Raw genomic sequence first — 16171 nt, 5'->3', positions numbered from 1 at the left:
GCCTTATGAAAGTAATTCTCAAAATGGTATTGGGCACCAGCTTGGTAGCGGCCCTTCTTCCGGTAATGTGCTGTTTGGCCCCGACCTTGTTGTCGGTCGTGGCGGGACTGGGTTTCTTGGGTGGGAATTTTGAATGGGTGCATCCCGTGCAGCCCTATCTGACCACTATTTCGGCAGGAACGCTTGGGTTCGCCCATTTTAAAAACATCAAAAAAGAAAAGAAATGTGGGAATGCAGGTCCTTGTCTAAACCATGGACAAAAGCACCTCATTAATTCGTGGACGCTTTGGACCGTTACATTTCTGGTTTTAATACTTACGATAGTAAACTATGGATATGAATATTAGACCCGCACATATTATTCAGGTTGTTTTTTTATTGTCCCTTATGTCAAGTTGTGAGCAGCCCGAGAAACAATGGCAGTTCGAACGGAAGATCATGCTGCCCGAGGAAGCCCGACCCTTGGCTTTGGCCAAAGATGGTGATGCGATATGGTTTTCCGACCCTGATTATTTTAGGCTTTACAAGATCGACCGGGACGGAGAGCTGTTGGATTCGATTACTGGTATCCAGCGACCAATGAACATCCATTTTGACAATGGCACCCTGTTTATTCCCGAATTTTTGACGGACACCATCTGGCAATATAGAGATGACAAAAGATGGCCTTTGAAACTATCCAAAAGGCCACAGGCCCCAGCAGGGGTTTCCATTTACGGAGATACAGTTCTTGTAGCCGATTTTTATAACCACCGAATCATCGTACAGACACCGAATGAATGCTTCACTATTGGCAGGCAGGGGCACAAAGATGGGGAGCTGTACTATCCGATAGATGTAAAGATGAAGGATAACAGGATATATGTGGCCGATGCGTACAACAGCAGAATACAGGTATTCGGGTTCAATGGAACACACCTAAAAACCATTGGTGGAAATGAAAAAATGAATGTCACTTCCGGTATTGCAATGGGGGGAAGGGAGTTCGCAATTACCGACCAAGAAAATGGCCGGGTGTTGATTTACAACTTTGATGGATCATTGCAGCAAGTCTTGACCGAAAGCATCATGTATCCAACGGATGTGCAATTCGACGGGGAATACCTATACAGCACGAATTTTAAGGAGAACGCAATTTTAATCTGGTCCAGAAAATAGTGAGGGACATTGGACAATTCACTTGTTCCTTAAAAAGTTCGCTTTACAAAACGACCATCCTTTAAACTGAGCGGGAAACCGATTAAGCCATTACTGAAAACAAGATTCCCAGAATCATGTTTTTGTCCCAAATTTCAAGGTTCACATTCCCGCTTGTTGTTTGAACAATCCAATCGAAAAGTCCAAAATCATCGAACCTTCATTGATTTAAAATTTCAGAACCAATGTTCTACGTATACAGACCAGGACCCTTGACCTCTTTAATCAAAAAAATTCAATGTGTTTCTAAGTATGCCATATCAGCTGTGAGCCCTATCGTAGGGAGTCCGAACCATCATTCCAGGTAGTCGGCATTGTATTGGGCCTGTTTGACCCAAGTAGGGTTTGACGTATGCCAATTGTTATATTACTAAAACAAATAATAAATCCTTAAATCTTAATTTTTATGAAGACCCTTTTGAAAAACTTGGGAATTATCTTTGGAACAATGCTTTTGATAGTATCCTGTAGTGACAACAATGAAAATGACAATGTAGAGAAGGAATCTTATCAAACAACCCTTAAAATGACCGATGCACCCATTGACAATGCGAAAGTGGAAGCGGTGTTCATCACGGTCTCCGATGTAAAGGTGAACGGAAACTCCATTGAGGGGTTCTCCAAGACCACTTTTGACCTTTCGGCCTTGGTCAACGGCCAGACGAAGACCTTGGGCAATCTCCAAATGGAGGCAGGGACCTATTCCAACATTGAATTGGTCCTGGACTATGCCAATGACATGAACGGCAACAGTCCCGGATGTTATGTGGAAATGGCCGATGGGACCAAGGACAGGATAGAGGCCTCTTCCAATACTGTGGACATCACGGATTCCTTTGAGGTCTTTGCCACCAATACCAATGAGATCATCATCGATTTCGACCTGCGAAAGACCATAAAGGAAGAACAGGGGACCTTGGAATCAGACTTTGATTTCGTGACGCTTTCTGAGCTTTCCGCAGGTATTCGGACCGTAAACAAAGAAGCGACGGGAGAGATTTCGGGTACGGTCAACGATTCCCAAGATACTTCCGATAAAATTGTGGTGTATGCCTATGAAAAGGGCACATACAATGCCGAAGTGGAGACCCAGGGCCAGGGTGAGAGCAGTATCAGGTTCGCCAATGCCGTGACCAGTGCTGAAGTGGGCGGAATCAACAACTCCTATAGCCTTAACTTTTTGGCCGAAGGGGAGTATGAACTCATCTTTGCTTCCTATACCCAAGATGGTACTGAGTTTTATTTCAACTCACAATTGGAAGTGGAGTCCACCACAGGTCTCGACCTGGGGGCCATCAATATCACATCGGCCCTACAGTTGAGCGCCAATGTCACCGTGACCGGGACCGCTTCGCTATAGGCAATCCCATCGATTATAACAAGAAAAGCCCCAGAACGGGGCTTTTTTTATTGTCAAAGGTTTTATTTGCCACCATTGGCCTGTAAATCTGCCAAACAGGCGGCATCCAATCCTGGAATGGTGCCGCCACTGATCATATTGATGAGCCCCTCACCGGTTTCCGCTGTCCAATACATCAGACAATCCTCAGTGGTACAATGCTTTCCGTGTGGCTCATCCTGATGCGCACTTTGCAATGGGGTACCGGCATTTACCAATCCCAATAGATGTCCAAACTCATGGTCAAGGACCGTGGTCTCCAGAACCGCAGTGCTCGGGGCCAAGGGTTGTCCGCTAAATTCCCGGATGGTATCCGCAAAGATGACAAAGGAGGTGTTCCTGTAGGCTACCCCCAATACGGAACCGTTTTCCGTGTTCTCGGAATATTCCCCATCAATAAAAAGGCCAAAAACCTTTAGGATACCCTCTTGGTTATAGGCTGTACGTATATCTTCCTCCAAGTTCCTGATATCCGTAATGGAATAAACGGCCTGCCCCGGGGATGAAATCTCTGTAAGCGCAATGGTAACCCCATCGGGTTTATGGAGCCGTTCCATCAAGAAGGACTCAAAATTGTCCAAGGTTGTTGCACTGGGCTTCAGGCCTTCCACATAGAATATTTCAAGGTGCAGTGCTGGAAAACGGGAACCATCCAACAGATCTGCGGCCGAATCCCCGACGGACTTACGGTTCTGTGAAACATCCATTGTGTCGTTCAATCCATTTCCATCATCCGCTTGTCCAGAGTCGGCACTGCAGCCAAGACCCAAAATACCAAGCAATCCCATTAAACAAATGGAACAAAATCTTTTTCTTACATGTAATTCCATATTTACCCAACGGCAGATAAAAAAGGATAGTATGCTCTTGTCCCGTTTATTTTTAAACTAAATTCCCCCGACCTAACATTTCGAAAGTCCTTTATGGACAATCGCCTGAGCACCACCTTGCGGTGGCAAAATATCGATCTTTTGCTTTTGGGCAGCAAAGAGTAGCTTTCACGACCTTTGGGGAAGGGGAATTTTTTACCACCATCAAATATATCATTGTGGTGGACATAATTATCCCAAGTCTATCCTATACCTTCAGTAACGCAAAGAACAAATCGCGGTTCATTGATAGTGAGTTTGGCAAAAAAGAATTTTAAAAGTAATACCCTAGATAAAAAACATGTTCCCCACTCTTTTTTTGGTGTCCATGCCCATAATGGAACCATAGGTTTAATTAAGGGAAGGGATAAAGGAAGCTATCCCATTACCTTGGTCCATTCAGTAGAACCCTGGGAGCACAATAATCAGTTGGACATTATAGCTTACATAACGATGTAGATAAACAATGGATGTCCAAAAAAAAGAGACCTGGTGACAGGCCCCTTCCATCAATCTTTGTTAATCCTCAATTGCCTTGGCCTGCCGTTCCAGAACTATAATCCTTTCCTTGATCCTTGCTTCACGCTTTTGACGACTTTCTGCATATGTTTCTTCAATGGCCGAGATCTTTTTTTTGTAAAAGGATAGCATCGCCACATAGAAAGATTGATTGGTCAGGTCATTGGTATGGTTGCTTTCCCCAAGGTGTACCTGCCGGGTCAACAAAAACCGTATCAGTTTATAGAAGGTCTCTTTCTTGAAGTTTTGTTTGAACCGGGCCACCAGCTCCTCTCGGGACAATTTGGAATCCTCCCCAATGAACCCCTCAAAATGTTCCCTTTGACTATAATATCCAATGTTGTTCTCGAACAGTGAGATGGAGATGGCCACCATTTCATCCGTGGTCAAAGGTTTGTCCCTATTGATGTAATCCGTTTCCCGGATCATATCCACCACTTCCTTGAACTGGTGGTTGTTCTCGATCTGTTTTTTCCTAAGTTCCCGTGTATGAATCTTGATGATCTGTTCCTCTGGGGAACATTCAGCCATCTTCCGTTTCTCCAAGGACTTGGCACCTGAACTTCCATTATTGGTTTCTTCCCTGACCTTTACAAAAATGGACTGTGTCAAGTAGGTATCCGTTTCCAGTAGAATACCCTTTTCAAATCCATTTTCCACGGCCTTGTCCCATGCCTCCTTTTCCTCGGTGAAGGATTCCAAAGCTTCGTCAAGGAATTCAGCCAATTCTTCCTCGGTGTATTCATAGTGCCGGTGCTCTTCTTTAATGCTTTTCATGGTAGGCTCAACAGGCTCCTTTAAAATTTCGAATTCATTGGTCAAATGTACTTCTAGACCTTCTTTTTCCATTTGGGCCATGACCCACTGGTTCCGCTCCTCGTCCACCCAATATTTGTTGATGTTGGGCACCAGTTTCAATCCTTCCTTTTTTACTCTTTTCAGGAGTTGCAAAAAGGTCTTTGTCTTTTTGTTCTCAAAACAGGAGGTCCGGGTACAGACCATCTTCCCTTCCCCGAACAAGTTGCCTTGGTTGGCAGCGTTGAAAGGGCAGGCAACACATGCCCCTGCTTTGGGCAATAAGGTCTTATCTGTCACATCAAAGCTGGCCTTGGTCAGGTCAAAGGTTCGGCTCTCGATCATCCGTTTGATCCGATGTTCCTGAAATTTCCCTTCCAGGCTTTCCAATAACATCTGTTGTTCGCCGGGCTCAAAAAGTGCCACTGCGACTCCCAAGGACAAGGTCATTTCCCCATTTCGGACAAAGGCCTTGAATCCCTCGATCAAACCGGCCAATTTGATACGCTGGCGGATAAAGTTCTCCGAACGCCCGAGACGTTTGGCAATCTCAACGGGTTCGTAACGGTCCAACAAAAATTGGATGGCCTCGGCCTCCTCAGTAGGTTCCACATCTTTCCTTTGGAGGTTTTCGATGATCTGGACTTCCAAAATTTCAGAGCCCGCATATTCCCTTATCATGGCTGGAATAGTAGGCAATCCTGCCAATTTACTGGCTCGAAATCGCCTTTCACCCATGATGATGATATAGCCGTCATCAGATTTTCTCACAGTGATGGGCTGCAATACACCATGCTCGGCAATACTCTGTGCCAAATGATTGAGACTTTGTTCATCCAAGGTTTTTCTGGGTTGTGTCGGATCTGGCGAAACCAAACCGATTTCCAACATCTGGATCTGTGGAACAGAGTTCCGTTCCTTCTGCGGTGTGGGTCGCTCTGCTTTTGATGATTGGTCCGCATTCCTTTTGCTTGTCGCTCTTTGTTTTGTTTGTGTTTCCATGATTTTTTGGATTTTTGGTTAAACAATATTTGAGCGGAAACCAAGCGGAAGACAAAATTTTGGAGCGGCAAGGAAACGGAATAAACAGTGACCATCGGAACGGTTTTATGCCGTCCCTTGTCCGAGAAAATAGTGCGAGCTTAACTTTCGGGAATATTGGTAAGAAAATAAAAGTTATAAGGCAAAATCAAGCGTTGGTACCTGATGTGATTTATAATGGTTTCAAAAGCGCTCCTTGGGAACCCAATGGTTGCCCTTGCCATGCATATAGACAAGTTTAAGAATTTTGGCCCAAGAGCACACTGTTCATTAATTTGTTTATAACACACCGTCGACAAAGCCCCTACCCCATTGACTTTCTTCCTGGAAAAAACTAACTTCACTACATGGTAAACATCGGTGTTCACAATTCACTCGAAATATCAAAATAGCTCGTGAACACCGATGTTTACCATGTGTAAAATTTGCCTAGTGCTGTTGGTCTTGACCAACAGCACTAGGTTTACACCCTCCATCTTTTGTGATTTTCACTCTTGTCTCCCCAAAAATTTATTCGTCACATTTTTTTACTAAATTTGTGACGGAAAATAAGTTGCAAAATGCCCATACCCACTGAAAAACTTATAAAAAACTCAATTTCGAACCATAAGCGTGGAAAAATTTTTTTCCCGAAAAACTTTTCCAAATTCGGTACATCTGAAGCGATAAGGCAAGCATTGAAAAGGTTAGAGGACAAAGGTTTTTTGATCCGATTGGCCCAAGGCATTTATCTATATCCCAAAGAACACAAGCTACTTGGGACGTTATATCCGTCTTTGGAAGAAATTGCCAAAGCAATCTCTAAAAGGGATAAGGCCAGAATTATTCCCACTGGGATTCAGGCACTCAACCAACTGGGGCTTTCCACACAGGTACCTTTGAATTTAGTTTACTTAACGGACGGAACTTCCCGTACCATATCCGTTGGGGAAAATACAATAAAGTTTAAAAAGGCTTCCCCTAAAATTCTAGCCGTCAAGAGTGAGACCAATATCCTTATCATGCAAGCCCTGCGCCAATTGGGCAAACACAATATAGATGACAAAACCTTGGAAAAAATAAATATGATACTCCAAAAGGTTGACAGAGAATCAATAGTTCATGATATGAAACTAGCTCCTGTTTGGATTTCTGAAATTATGCAAAATTCACTATCAAAAAGGGAACCGACATGAAGGAATGGTTTGATTTATCCGAACAGGACAGAAGAGAAGTGATTGTTCAAACAAGTATTTTAAAAGGCCTTCCACAGGCGGCCATAGAAAAGGATTGGTGGGTGGTCGCTGTCCTTCGTACCCTATTCGAAACCAAATATTCAAACCACTTGGTTTTCAAAGGAGGTACGTCCTTGAGCAAAGCATGGAGACTTATTGAGCGCTTTTCGGAGGACATAGATCTGGGTATGGATAAATCCTTTTTTGAATTTGAGGGAGATCTTTCCCGAAAACAGGTTAAAAAACTTAGAAAGGCATCATGCAAGTTTGTGAGCGAGATACTGCCGCAAGATTTAGAGGATAAGCTTCATGAAATGGGCATCAAGGATTTTACCATCCATGTCCGCGATTTTGAAGAATCAGATACTGATCCCTTGGCCATTGAAATCCGCTATAAGTCATTGGTCGACAAGGTTCCCTATTTAGAACCAAGAATACTGGTTGAAATAAGCTCCAGGTCACTTCGGGGACCCTTTGAAAATAGAGAAGTTATATCGTTTATTGGGGAAATGTACAGAGGCCTATCCTTTGCTGATAAAGCCGTTAATATACCCACAGTTTTGCCTCAACGCACATTTTTGGAAAAACTGTTCCTATTGCATGAGGAATTTCAGAAACCAAAAGAACGGGGACCAATAAGAGGTCATCGAATGACAAGGCATTTATATGATGTATCCAGAATGATGGATACAGGATTTGGGGAATCGGCAATAAAGGACAAAGCATTGTACGACAAAATTGTGGCACACCGAGAAGTATATGCACGAATATCTTGGATCGATTATTCAAAGCATGGTTATGAAACTTTGAATTTCATTCCACCTGAAGAAGTTATGGCAGAATGGGAAGAAGATTATGCGGAGATGAAAGAGAGCATGTTCTATGGTAAAACGGAAAGCTTTAAAGATTTAATCAACAAGCTGACCGGCTTGAGAGATAGGTTTAATTCAGCCTAGTTCATTTTGATTCCAATTGTTCTCAAATAGCCCAGAAACAGGACTCAAATGTTAAAGTAGCGTTGAAGTAGAGTCCCTTTCCGCGACAGCTGACTTTTGACCCCTTGAAACTAAGTGTCCTGTCTTATCTGTTGAAGTCGAACTGCATTCGATATTGCGCATAAAACAACCCGCTCATCAGCAAAAACTGCTTTCCTGAAAGGTATTCTAAATAGAAATAACAATACCCCTACAGCTCTACCGTACAATTCTCAAATTGGAAACCCCACTGGTATCTTGAATTTTATGGCTGCTCTCATCCAATATGTTTTTCAATTGGGCCATGTCCTTACTGATTTTCTTTTCCACCACCCTTGCATACTTTTGGGTCGTGGAAAGCTTGGTATGCCCCAAGAGCTTGGAAACGGTCTCTATGGGTACGTCGTTCATAAGGGTGATTGTTGTTGCAAAGGTATGTCTGGCCACATGGAACGTTAGGTGCTTATCAATATTTGCCCTTTGTGCAATGATCTTTAGGTATTGATTCACCTTTTGATTTGAGTACACAGGAAGAACAATATCTTCATTTTTGGGAAAATCCGCATACTTCTCCAAGATTTTCTTGGCTTTGGTCAATAGGGGGACCTTGACTTCGGTCTTGGTCTTTTGGCGCTTTACATCGATCCATAGTTCCCCATCGATGCCGGATACGATACCGTTGGGTTTGAGAAGTTTGATCTCAATGTAGCTCAGTCCAGTATAGCATGCAAAAAGGAAAATATCGCGGACCAGTTCCATCCCCTTTTCCTCGAATTTCAATTGGCCCAGTGCCAAGATTTCCTCCTCTTCCAGAAAAGCACTGTCATAATCCTCCATTTTCACTTTATAGAGGTTGAAGGGATTCTTGGGGATGCAATCAAATTTATAGGCCATGGTCACCAATTTCTTGAACCGTAGCATATGTTTCATGATGCCATTGTTGTTCAATGTTTGGAACGACTTGATGGGTTCGCAGTTCCGCAGGAAGTTTTCAAATTCAATCAAAAAGGCATAGTCAATGGAGGCCAACCCAATATCGGGCACCCGATATTTTTTGCCAATGAAACGTTTCAGGTAGGTCTCTGTAGAAGAATAGTTCTTGACTGTCCCTTTGGCCAGTTTGGGCAACTCATAGGTTCGGTTATACTCCAAAAGGTCCAATAGGGTGAGCATCACCTTGTCCTTCCCCAGATATCTAAGCTTGATGGATTGTGCCGTTATAAAGTTGCTCTCCGCACAGAGTTGTCGATGGCATTCCAGTAATTTTGCCCGGACGTCGTCCAAATATTTGTTGACAACAACGGATTCACTGGCCCTATGGTCCATTTTTCCCAAAATAGGACACCATCGTTCTTCAAAAGTTGATCGATGGACACTGAGATCTGCATTTTTTCCTTTACATCTGATTCGGACATAAATTGGAAAACGTCCATCTTTTTTTCTTCCTGATTTTTTCAGCCAAAAACTGATACTGAAGGCGTTAGAGGTATTCATGTGTTCTCGCTTTAAGTTAAACTTTGGATTAAGCGAAAGTCAAATCACACGAAAAATCAATTACGGAAGTACAATTTAGGGAATTTTTCCCGACAAAAATAGGACACTCTATAGGACATCCTCATCGATGGTTTCAGATGGAAATAAAAAAAACCAGAAAAAATTAATTTTCTGGTTTTCAATTAATTAAGGTTTTACTTAGTGTCATAAAACCATGGTTCGTCGGGATGACTGAATCATCGACAAAATCTTATCGTATTGAAAATCATTGTTTTAACCCTGTAATCTTGAAGGTATTCCCGTTTAGAACACGGAAAGCAAAAAACAACTTTCGAACACAAATCCTATGTGTTTATTTTAAATAAAAATACTTAATTCATTTCAAAAACAAATACAAGGTACCCGTAAAAATTTATTCTTCACAGGTATAATCTAATGAATTTTATTTACGGTTAATACGATTTGTGGACTACCGTTAAAGTACTCATAAATCAAAATTTCCGGGTCTTTTGTGGATAAAATCATTCTCCCGGTTTCGATTGCAATACAAGCTGGAATAGCTGTTAACAAATGAATTTCGCAATTCTTGCCACAATCCTTTTGAATCATATTTAATAGACCCCTAAGTTCATATTTATATGTATTTAAATCAATTTTACTCTTTAAAAACTTTGGATTCGGTGACTTTATTGAAAGTTTATAAATATTGAAATCTTTATCCTCAACAATGTTTTGATATTTGTCTTGTTCCAAATAATCACTTAATGCTAATAATAACAGAACTTTCTTTGAATTAGTTTTTCTTATCGTTTCAACGGTATATTTTGTAATTACATTTTTATCCGAATCTATCCAATTAAATCTCTTTTCCGGCAAATTATTTGCCCGAGCGTGGAAAACGTCGGCTGGAAGTTTATCATTAAATTTAAACCCAAAATATATTAGGAGCGGTATCGGTGCAATTCCAAAAACTGATAGATTATTAATTTCAGTATTTAAAATTCTTCTCTCAACTTTTTCATATTCCTTATCTATTAGGCTAATTACATATTGCCAATGCGAATCACTGTAATCAAAGTTATCTACCTCAATTGTATGCCAATAAGCTGGTAACGAATCAGGATATTTTGGTAGAACTGCATTGTAAACACTTTCATTATTAATTACTATCGTATTATTTTTAATCGGACAAGAAAATTTTAAAATACTAGTCTTATCTCGAGGTGTGTCTAAAAGGAATTTGATTCTCTCCTCATGCTCTTTTTTCATTTCAAATAATACCTTTGCAGGATATTCGGCAATATTATTACCGAAATCAATTTCTTTATGGCATTTCTTGCATAATAGCATTAAATTTTTAGGGTCAGTTTGAAGTTTTGGTGAATTCCAATTACCTCTTGGCCCTCTTCTACTAGCACCAATGACATGTGCCAACTCACCAAAAGGCGTTACTCTTCCCGTAATATTATTATACCATAAATGGACATTGCATCCTCTAAATTCACACCTCCCCGCTGCTTCAACCCATACTTTATTCCTAATTGCTACAGGTATGGAATCCCGATCATCTTTTGACATTATTTAGCTTTTTAATTTTAAGATTTTCTCTATTACCTTCCCAAACACCAATAGATTCTGTTCCAACAATAATAAAGTATAAGTATTTCGTGGAAAAAACATCCTTTTTTAAGATTCTAGTCCAACTTTTGATGTCAACTGATGATGGAGATGGGTTCTTTTCAGGATGTGTATGCCATTCACCTAAATAATTACAAGTGCCTTCCGATTTTTTCCAAATTTCATTTATTATTTTTTGATGCCGTTTTTTACCTCTTTTAAACCTAGTCCGAGATCTAATATCACCTTCCATAGGCTCAGTATTTACATCAATTACTACGTTATTTGACTCCTTAATAACCCTGCCTAAAATAACTCCTCCAGCTTCATCTTTTTCATCCATGTCTTGTACATAACTTAACATACTTTTAATTGGTTTTTCATCTATTTTAAGCTTCTTTCCGTTAGAAACAGAAAATACCATATCACTTATTATACTTGGCATACGGGGCATTTATTATCAATATATCCATAACGCGTATCAAATAACTCATTTTCCGATAGTTCAAATCTTTTCGAAGTAATAAAGCCTGCATCAACAAACTCCTGTTTATCACCTTTCCATGATAAATAAGGATTATTACTAATATTTCCTTTGAAAAAATTCTTGATTACGCCTAAAGTTAAAACAGCAGTTCGATGACTATCCAAGGAACTAAATGGGACGAATGAACTGGAACATCCAGCTAATTTTTTAGAAAAATGCTGACCTGGCAAACAAAAGGAACCTTTATTAGATAAATTTTCGTCATATAGGCAGTTATAGCAGCCATATTTATTTTGAACCAATAAGCTGTGACCACCTATTCCATACGGCTCATTCCAACAGTAAATTATTGGAGTCTTAACGTTGTTTTTAAAAAGGAACTTATTGAGGTAAAAGTTTGTATTCGGACTACCCGTTGCACTTATTATAAAATCATAATCTTTAAAATTGACAATGCCATTTGAAATTAAATTCTCTATAGAATCAACCAATGGTATAATTGTAGTGAAAGGGTAGTTTTCATTTAAGAACTTAAACATTGCTTCAGCCTTGTTCTTTCCTAAAAAATTAAGTCCCAATTGATGTCTATATATGTTATCTAGGGTAATAAAATCGTTATCAACTATAGCAATATTATCTATTCCGAATTTAATTAGTTCTGGTGCTAAAATACTTCCAACAGACCCACAACCAACCAATAAGACCTTCTTTTGGTTTAAAGAGTTATCTCCACCTCCTCTTGGTTGAATAATTTCCTTTTCAATTCTTGTAACTTCAAGAGGGCTAATTTCAAAGCTTAAGTCATCAAAAGTCAAAGGATGACAAACTTCTTTTAGCTTTTTATAAACCACGCCAAAAATCGAAAAGCCATTACTTTTTGGTTGTGAAACAACTATTATTTCTTCCTTTTTGACGTTATTGTAGTCGTGAAGTAATTCATCTAATATTTGTCGATTTTCATCACTAATATTATGATATATATTAACCTTAAACTCTTTAGAACTCCAAAATTCATTATAGTTTGGGGGTAGTAAAGGTTCTGCTAGTGGAATGTATAAGCAGTTTCTATATAGGGCATTTAAGTTTTTTGCAATATGGAATTTAGTCGCAATTTCTCTTATTACATTGTCATCAGCGCCAATAATAATTTTTCCGCCAATTTTAGCTCTTCTTATAATTTGCACTTTATTGGTCGGTCTAAAAGAAGAAAGTACTTTTATGGAAAGTTTAGTCCGGTTTCTCGACCAATAATCTTCAAATTCCTCAATAAAGTCTGCATCATTTTTTTTATTTAATCCCTTTTCTAGTGTATCTATTACCTCGAGCAGCGTACTCTCTAGAATTTCTTTAGGTAACTCGGGATTAAGAATAATATTATCTTCAGTATAACATATATATCCATCACTTTCCACGTGAGGTATAAATCCAAACTCATCGTAGTTCTCAATAAAATATAATGGTTTGTTATATGGATAATGGTTATTAAACCCAATAATTAATGTCGAAATTGTGCCATTAATTTCAACATTCCCGCTAAAACCAAAATCAAGATTCCATTTTTTCGATGGAAATTCATTTAATTTAAGTTCCTTCAAGAAACTAAAACCCTTAACGGATTTGACCATATTTAATAATTCTCTAGAATCCAACCTTTAAGCTTGGTCTGGAGAACTAACAATTGCGGGGGAATTTCGAACCTGAGCAGATTCTTTTTTAGTTATTTCAGGAAAATCCTTACCGAATACTTTTATCAAAATTTTGCTTGATTTATTTGGGTCAGTCTCGTTAATTGCTTCATCCAGTTTATCCTTCAAATCATTTAATTTTTTCTTGAAATCGTCTTTTTGGATATCCGTCATTTTTTCAAAAAGATTATTGTAAGGTTTAACAGGTAACCTTACTTCGATATCATCGATCCAAGAAAATTGGTTTAAAATATAATCAACCAAATTTTTAAGAGCCTCTATATCATTTCCCTTATATGTATTTGTAAATCCATTGTATTCTAGTGTAGGTACAAAACCATTTAAAGCCAATGCAGTGATACTTATCCCTGTTGGTTTTCCACTATCTGTATTAATAAATTTGAAATCTTTCCACCTTTTTAAATAACGTATACATCTTTTAAATTGATGCCTTTCGTCATCAACAGAAAATTTTCCATTTACAAGCTTTTTAAGTTCTTTTGGTTCTGCATCTTCCCATTCTTCGTCATCACTTGCATATTTTGGTTTTTTGGAGAGATAAGTGCTTCCATTTTGATTACCATTAGAATATACCGCTAAATCAACGTGGTAACGTGTTTCTCCAGATTGATGATATTGTACTCGAACACATGGTTTTTTTATCTCAACTGTCCTAGGATACTTATTTAAAGCATTATAAACCCATTGCTTTACTTCTTTTGCAGTATAATCTTCTTTTTCAATATTAAAAAGAAGCATAATATCTATGTCGTAATCCTCTCCTGATAATGGTTCAATCCCAGTACTCATTGAGTAGCTACCTTGATTTTCATAAGTGAAGCTAATTTTAACACCCTCATCTTCAGCCTTCTTTTTCAGGTAAACTCTTACTTCGTCAATTATCATATCTCGTTTTCCAACAAGCACCTGATTATTTTCAAAATCAAGCTTTATGTTTGAATGAAACTTTATAAACGCTTCTTGTATGTTATTTGCCATAATTATAGTTTTATTACATTCTCAACAACACCTTGAATCCTAAAATTATCAGTAAGTATTATTGGTTGATGTATTTTATTATTTGATTTTGGTTTTAGAATAACCATTCCGTTACTCTTATTATATTCTTTAACAGTAGCTTCATCATCGATTAAAGCTAATATTCTATCTCCATTTTCCGCATCTTGTTGTTGTTTTATTAAAAGTAAATCTCCATTATTAATTCCTGCCTTATCCATAGAGTCTCCTTCCGCTCTTAATAGAAAATATTTACACCCCTTTTTTATCATTTCAACTGAAATAGAAACTTCTGCCTCAATATTCTCATCTGCAAATATTGGTATTCCACACGCGACACTTCCTAAAAGTGGTATTTTTACAGTTTGTGCTCTTGAACCGTAGTCTTCTGGTATTTCAAAATCAACGATCTGATAACTACCATCCATTTTTTTTCTTAAAATTTCCTTTTCTTCGAGACTCTTCAATAGAACAGCAGAAGAACGTGGTGATTTGTAATTCAAACCAATCATTAATTCGCGTACACTTGGAATCCTTCCTTGATGGACTAGAGAATTTCTAATGATTTTCAGTGCTTCTAATTCTTTATCACTTAAATTATAAAACATACATAAATATACACTCTACATACACTTAATTGACAAACGTAAATAGTTAGTTATAAAATAGTTGTCAACATTCATGTTTTGTTAATTTAAATTTTGTGCACCAGTAAATGATTGCTTCATGGAATTCTGTATTGAGAATAATAAATGCTGTAATAATTCTGTTCCAAACGTATTCCCCTTACCTATCACACTCCAAATCCTATAAAAGTGGCTCTAATAACTCATGAGAATTTTTTAGAAAGCATCGTAAAAACTCTTTCTTCAAAGTAAATGCAGATAAAATAATGAAGAACATAGCAACCCATTGTAGTCATTTTGTAAAAAGTCAATTTTAGAACATCCAATAATGCCGAATTAAAAAATATAAAAGAGCTGTAAATTAATTTTCAACGCCATTTAATAAACTAACAAAAAAACTCAATGGGGTGAACTAAATGTTATAAGAGAGCCCACGCGTTGTATATGCAGTTAGCATTTAGTGAGTGCCATTGACCTCACCTTATGGGCGTACAAGCACCCTCAACCATTCTATTCAATCAATAATTAATTCCAGACCAGCTTTCTTAGCCTTGTATTCTATTTTGGTCATCAAATCATAGTAGCTCCAATTTCTTAATACAAATCCCTCTTCTTTAGCAATCTCTTTTTTTTCCCCTTGATTCAAAAGTATGAGGGTTCCTGCGCTATGTTTAACACAAAAATCAATCAACCTCCGGCTATAGACATGCAAACGGTTATGGACATAGTTACGTTCCTTTTGACCAAGTCTTTCAACTGCCTTTAGTTTTCGTTTAATACCTTTACCCGATTTGGAATAGGTTGCCCCGACCTTAGCCCGTCTGTGTGCCGATTGTATCGCCAGTCTTCGGTATAAAAATTCTTCCTTTGTACCAATGGTAAGCCTTGCCTTGCCAACCTTTACAACAATGGGATATTCAAGGGACAGGGAAGCCTCTGCAATAATCTCTGGTCTTAGGTTATGGTTTTCTTTTTCAATCTCGAATACTGCCAATAAGAAAATCTTGCCATCCTTTAACTTGATGTGTGATGTGCATAGTTTGGTCTTACCCTCGATTACACGCTCCAACAATTTCCGTTTATCCGTAAAATCCTTTCCCAAGTAAGTTTTTGGAAACGCCGGACATAGTATACCACCCTCGCCGGGTTAAAGTGACCATAGCTGGCCGGACGAAAGTGACCCACCCTGGCCGGGCCAAAGTGGACCACTTTTAGATTCGATCTATCTGTAAAAAGT

At 38.8% G+C, this 16171-nt stretch carries 14 protein-coding genes and 1 pseudogene; 6 read left to right on the top strand and 9 right to left on the bottom strand.

Translation table 11 applies throughout. The features are described 5' to 3' along the window. The first annotated feature begins 5 nt into the window (after positions 1 to 5). The 3 genes from GTK07_RS18590 to GTK07_RS18580 all read left to right on the top strand — a co-directional run bounded on the left by GTK07_RS18590 (position 6) and on the right by GTK07_RS18580 (position 2557). Positions 6 to 347: a hypothetical protein gene (locus tag GTK07_RS18590; protein WP_163636592.1), complete on the top strand. Its 342-nt coding sequence runs from the start codon at positions 6 to 8 to the stop codon at positions 345 to 347. Further along, the gene (locus GTK07_RS18585) at positions 337 to 1158 is read left to right on the top strand and encodes an NHL repeat-containing protein (RefSeq protein ID WP_163636591.1); all 822 of its coding nucleotides are present in this window, start codon (positions 337 to 339) and stop codon (positions 1156 to 1158) included. Before GTK07_RS18590 ends, GTK07_RS18585 begins: the two co-directional genes overlap by 11 nt. 445 nt (positions 1159 to 1603) lie before the next feature. Next, entirely contained in the window at positions 1604 to 2557 is a 954-nt protein-coding gene (locus GTK07_RS18580; RefSeq protein WP_163636590.1) for a DUF4382 domain-containing protein, read from the top strand. Between the two features lie 62 nt (positions 2558 to 2619). Here the strand turns inward: GTK07_RS18580 and GTK07_RS18575 are convergent, their stop codons facing one another. After that, complete coding sequence (locus tag GTK07_RS18575; RefSeq protein WP_163636589.1) at positions 2620 to 3384, bottom strand: membrane metalloprotease; 765 nt, start codon at positions 3382 to 3384, stop codon at positions 2620 to 2622. A gap of 164 nt (positions 3385 to 3548) precedes the next feature. On the opposite strand from GTK07_RS18575, the gene GTK07_RS18570 reads away from it, so the two are divergent. Beyond that, the gene (locus GTK07_RS18570) at positions 3549 to 3743 is read left to right on the top strand and encodes a hypothetical protein (RefSeq protein WP_090294739.1); all 195 of its coding nucleotides are present in this window, start codon (positions 3549 to 3551) and stop codon (positions 3741 to 3743) included. A 241-nt stretch (positions 3744 to 3984) separates the two neighbouring features. Here the strand turns inward: GTK07_RS18570 and GTK07_RS18565 are convergent, their stop codons facing one another. After that, positions 3985 to 5781, bottom strand: coding sequence for a ParB/RepB/Spo0J family partition protein (locus tag GTK07_RS18565; RefSeq protein WP_163636588.1), 1797 nt, complete (start codon positions 5779 to 5781; stop codon positions 3985 to 3987). Positions 5782 to 6380: 599 nt separating this feature from the next. Between GTK07_RS18565 and GTK07_RS18560 the strand changes: the two genes are divergently transcribed. Then, positions 6381 to 6995, top strand: coding sequence for a DUF6088 family protein (locus GTK07_RS18560; protein ID WP_067036133.1), 615 nt, complete (start codon positions 6381 to 6383; stop codon positions 6993 to 6995). Further along, positions 6992 to 7990, top strand: coding sequence for a nucleotidyl transferase AbiEii/AbiGii toxin family protein (locus GTK07_RS18555; RefSeq protein WP_163636587.1), 999 nt, complete (start codon positions 6992 to 6994; stop codon positions 7988 to 7990). Before GTK07_RS18560 ends, GTK07_RS18555 begins: the two co-directional genes overlap by 4 nt. 237 nt (positions 7991 to 8227) lie before the next feature. On the opposite strand, the gene GTK07_RS18550 is transcribed toward GTK07_RS18555, so the two are convergent. From GTK07_RS18550 to GTK07_RS18520, 7 genes and pseudogenes are all read right to left on the bottom strand, one after another. Further along, complete coding sequence (locus GTK07_RS18550; RefSeq protein WP_163636586.1) at positions 8228 to 9502, bottom strand: site-specific integrase; 1275 nt, start codon at positions 9500 to 9502, stop codon at positions 8228 to 8230. A gap of 432 nt (positions 9503 to 9934) precedes the next feature. Beyond that, positions 9935 to 11080 carry an SAVED domain-containing protein gene (locus tag GTK07_RS18545; protein ID WP_163636585.1) on the bottom strand — a complete coding sequence of 382 codons (1146 nt, stop codon included), beginning with the start codon at positions 11078 to 11080 and terminating at the stop codon, positions 9935 to 9937. Then, on the bottom strand, positions 11067 to 11564 hold the full coding sequence (locus GTK07_RS18540; protein ID WP_203583845.1) for a Mov34/MPN/PAD-1 family protein: 498 nt from the start codon (positions 11562 to 11564) through the stop codon (positions 11067 to 11069). Before GTK07_RS18540 ends, GTK07_RS18545 begins: the two co-directional genes overlap by 14 nt. Beyond that, positions 11552 to 13255: a ThiF family adenylyltransferase gene (locus tag GTK07_RS18535; protein WP_163636584.1), complete on the bottom strand. Its 1704-nt coding sequence runs from the start codon at positions 13253 to 13255 to the stop codon at positions 11552 to 11554. Before GTK07_RS18535 ends, GTK07_RS18540 begins: the two co-directional genes overlap by 13 nt. 3 nt (positions 13256 to 13258) lie before the next feature. Next, positions 13259 to 14290, bottom strand: a complete 1032-nt coding sequence (locus GTK07_RS18530; protein WP_163636583.1) for a nucleotidyltransferase domain-containing protein — start codon at positions 14288 to 14290, stop codon at positions 13259 to 13261. Positions 14291 to 14292: 2 nt separating this feature from the next. Further along, on the bottom strand, positions 14293 to 14916 hold the full coding sequence (lexA, locus tag GTK07_RS18525; protein WP_163636582.1) for a transcriptional repressor LexA: 624 nt from the start codon (positions 14914 to 14916) through the stop codon (positions 14293 to 14295). Between the two features lie 532 nt (positions 14917 to 15448). Next, positions 15449 to 16045 (bottom strand): annotated as a pseudogene (locus GTK07_RS18520) (nuclease/transposase family protein); the annotation flags it as partial. Between the last annotated feature and the right edge of the window lie 126 nt (positions 16046 to 16171).

Source organism: Flagellimonas sediminis (assembly GCF_010500845.1).
Classification (GTDB): Bacteria; Bacteroidota; Bacteroidia; order Flavobacteriales; family Flavobacteriaceae; genus Flagellimonas; species Flagellimonas sediminis.
This window is presented reverse-complemented; position numbering and strand designations above follow the sequence as displayed.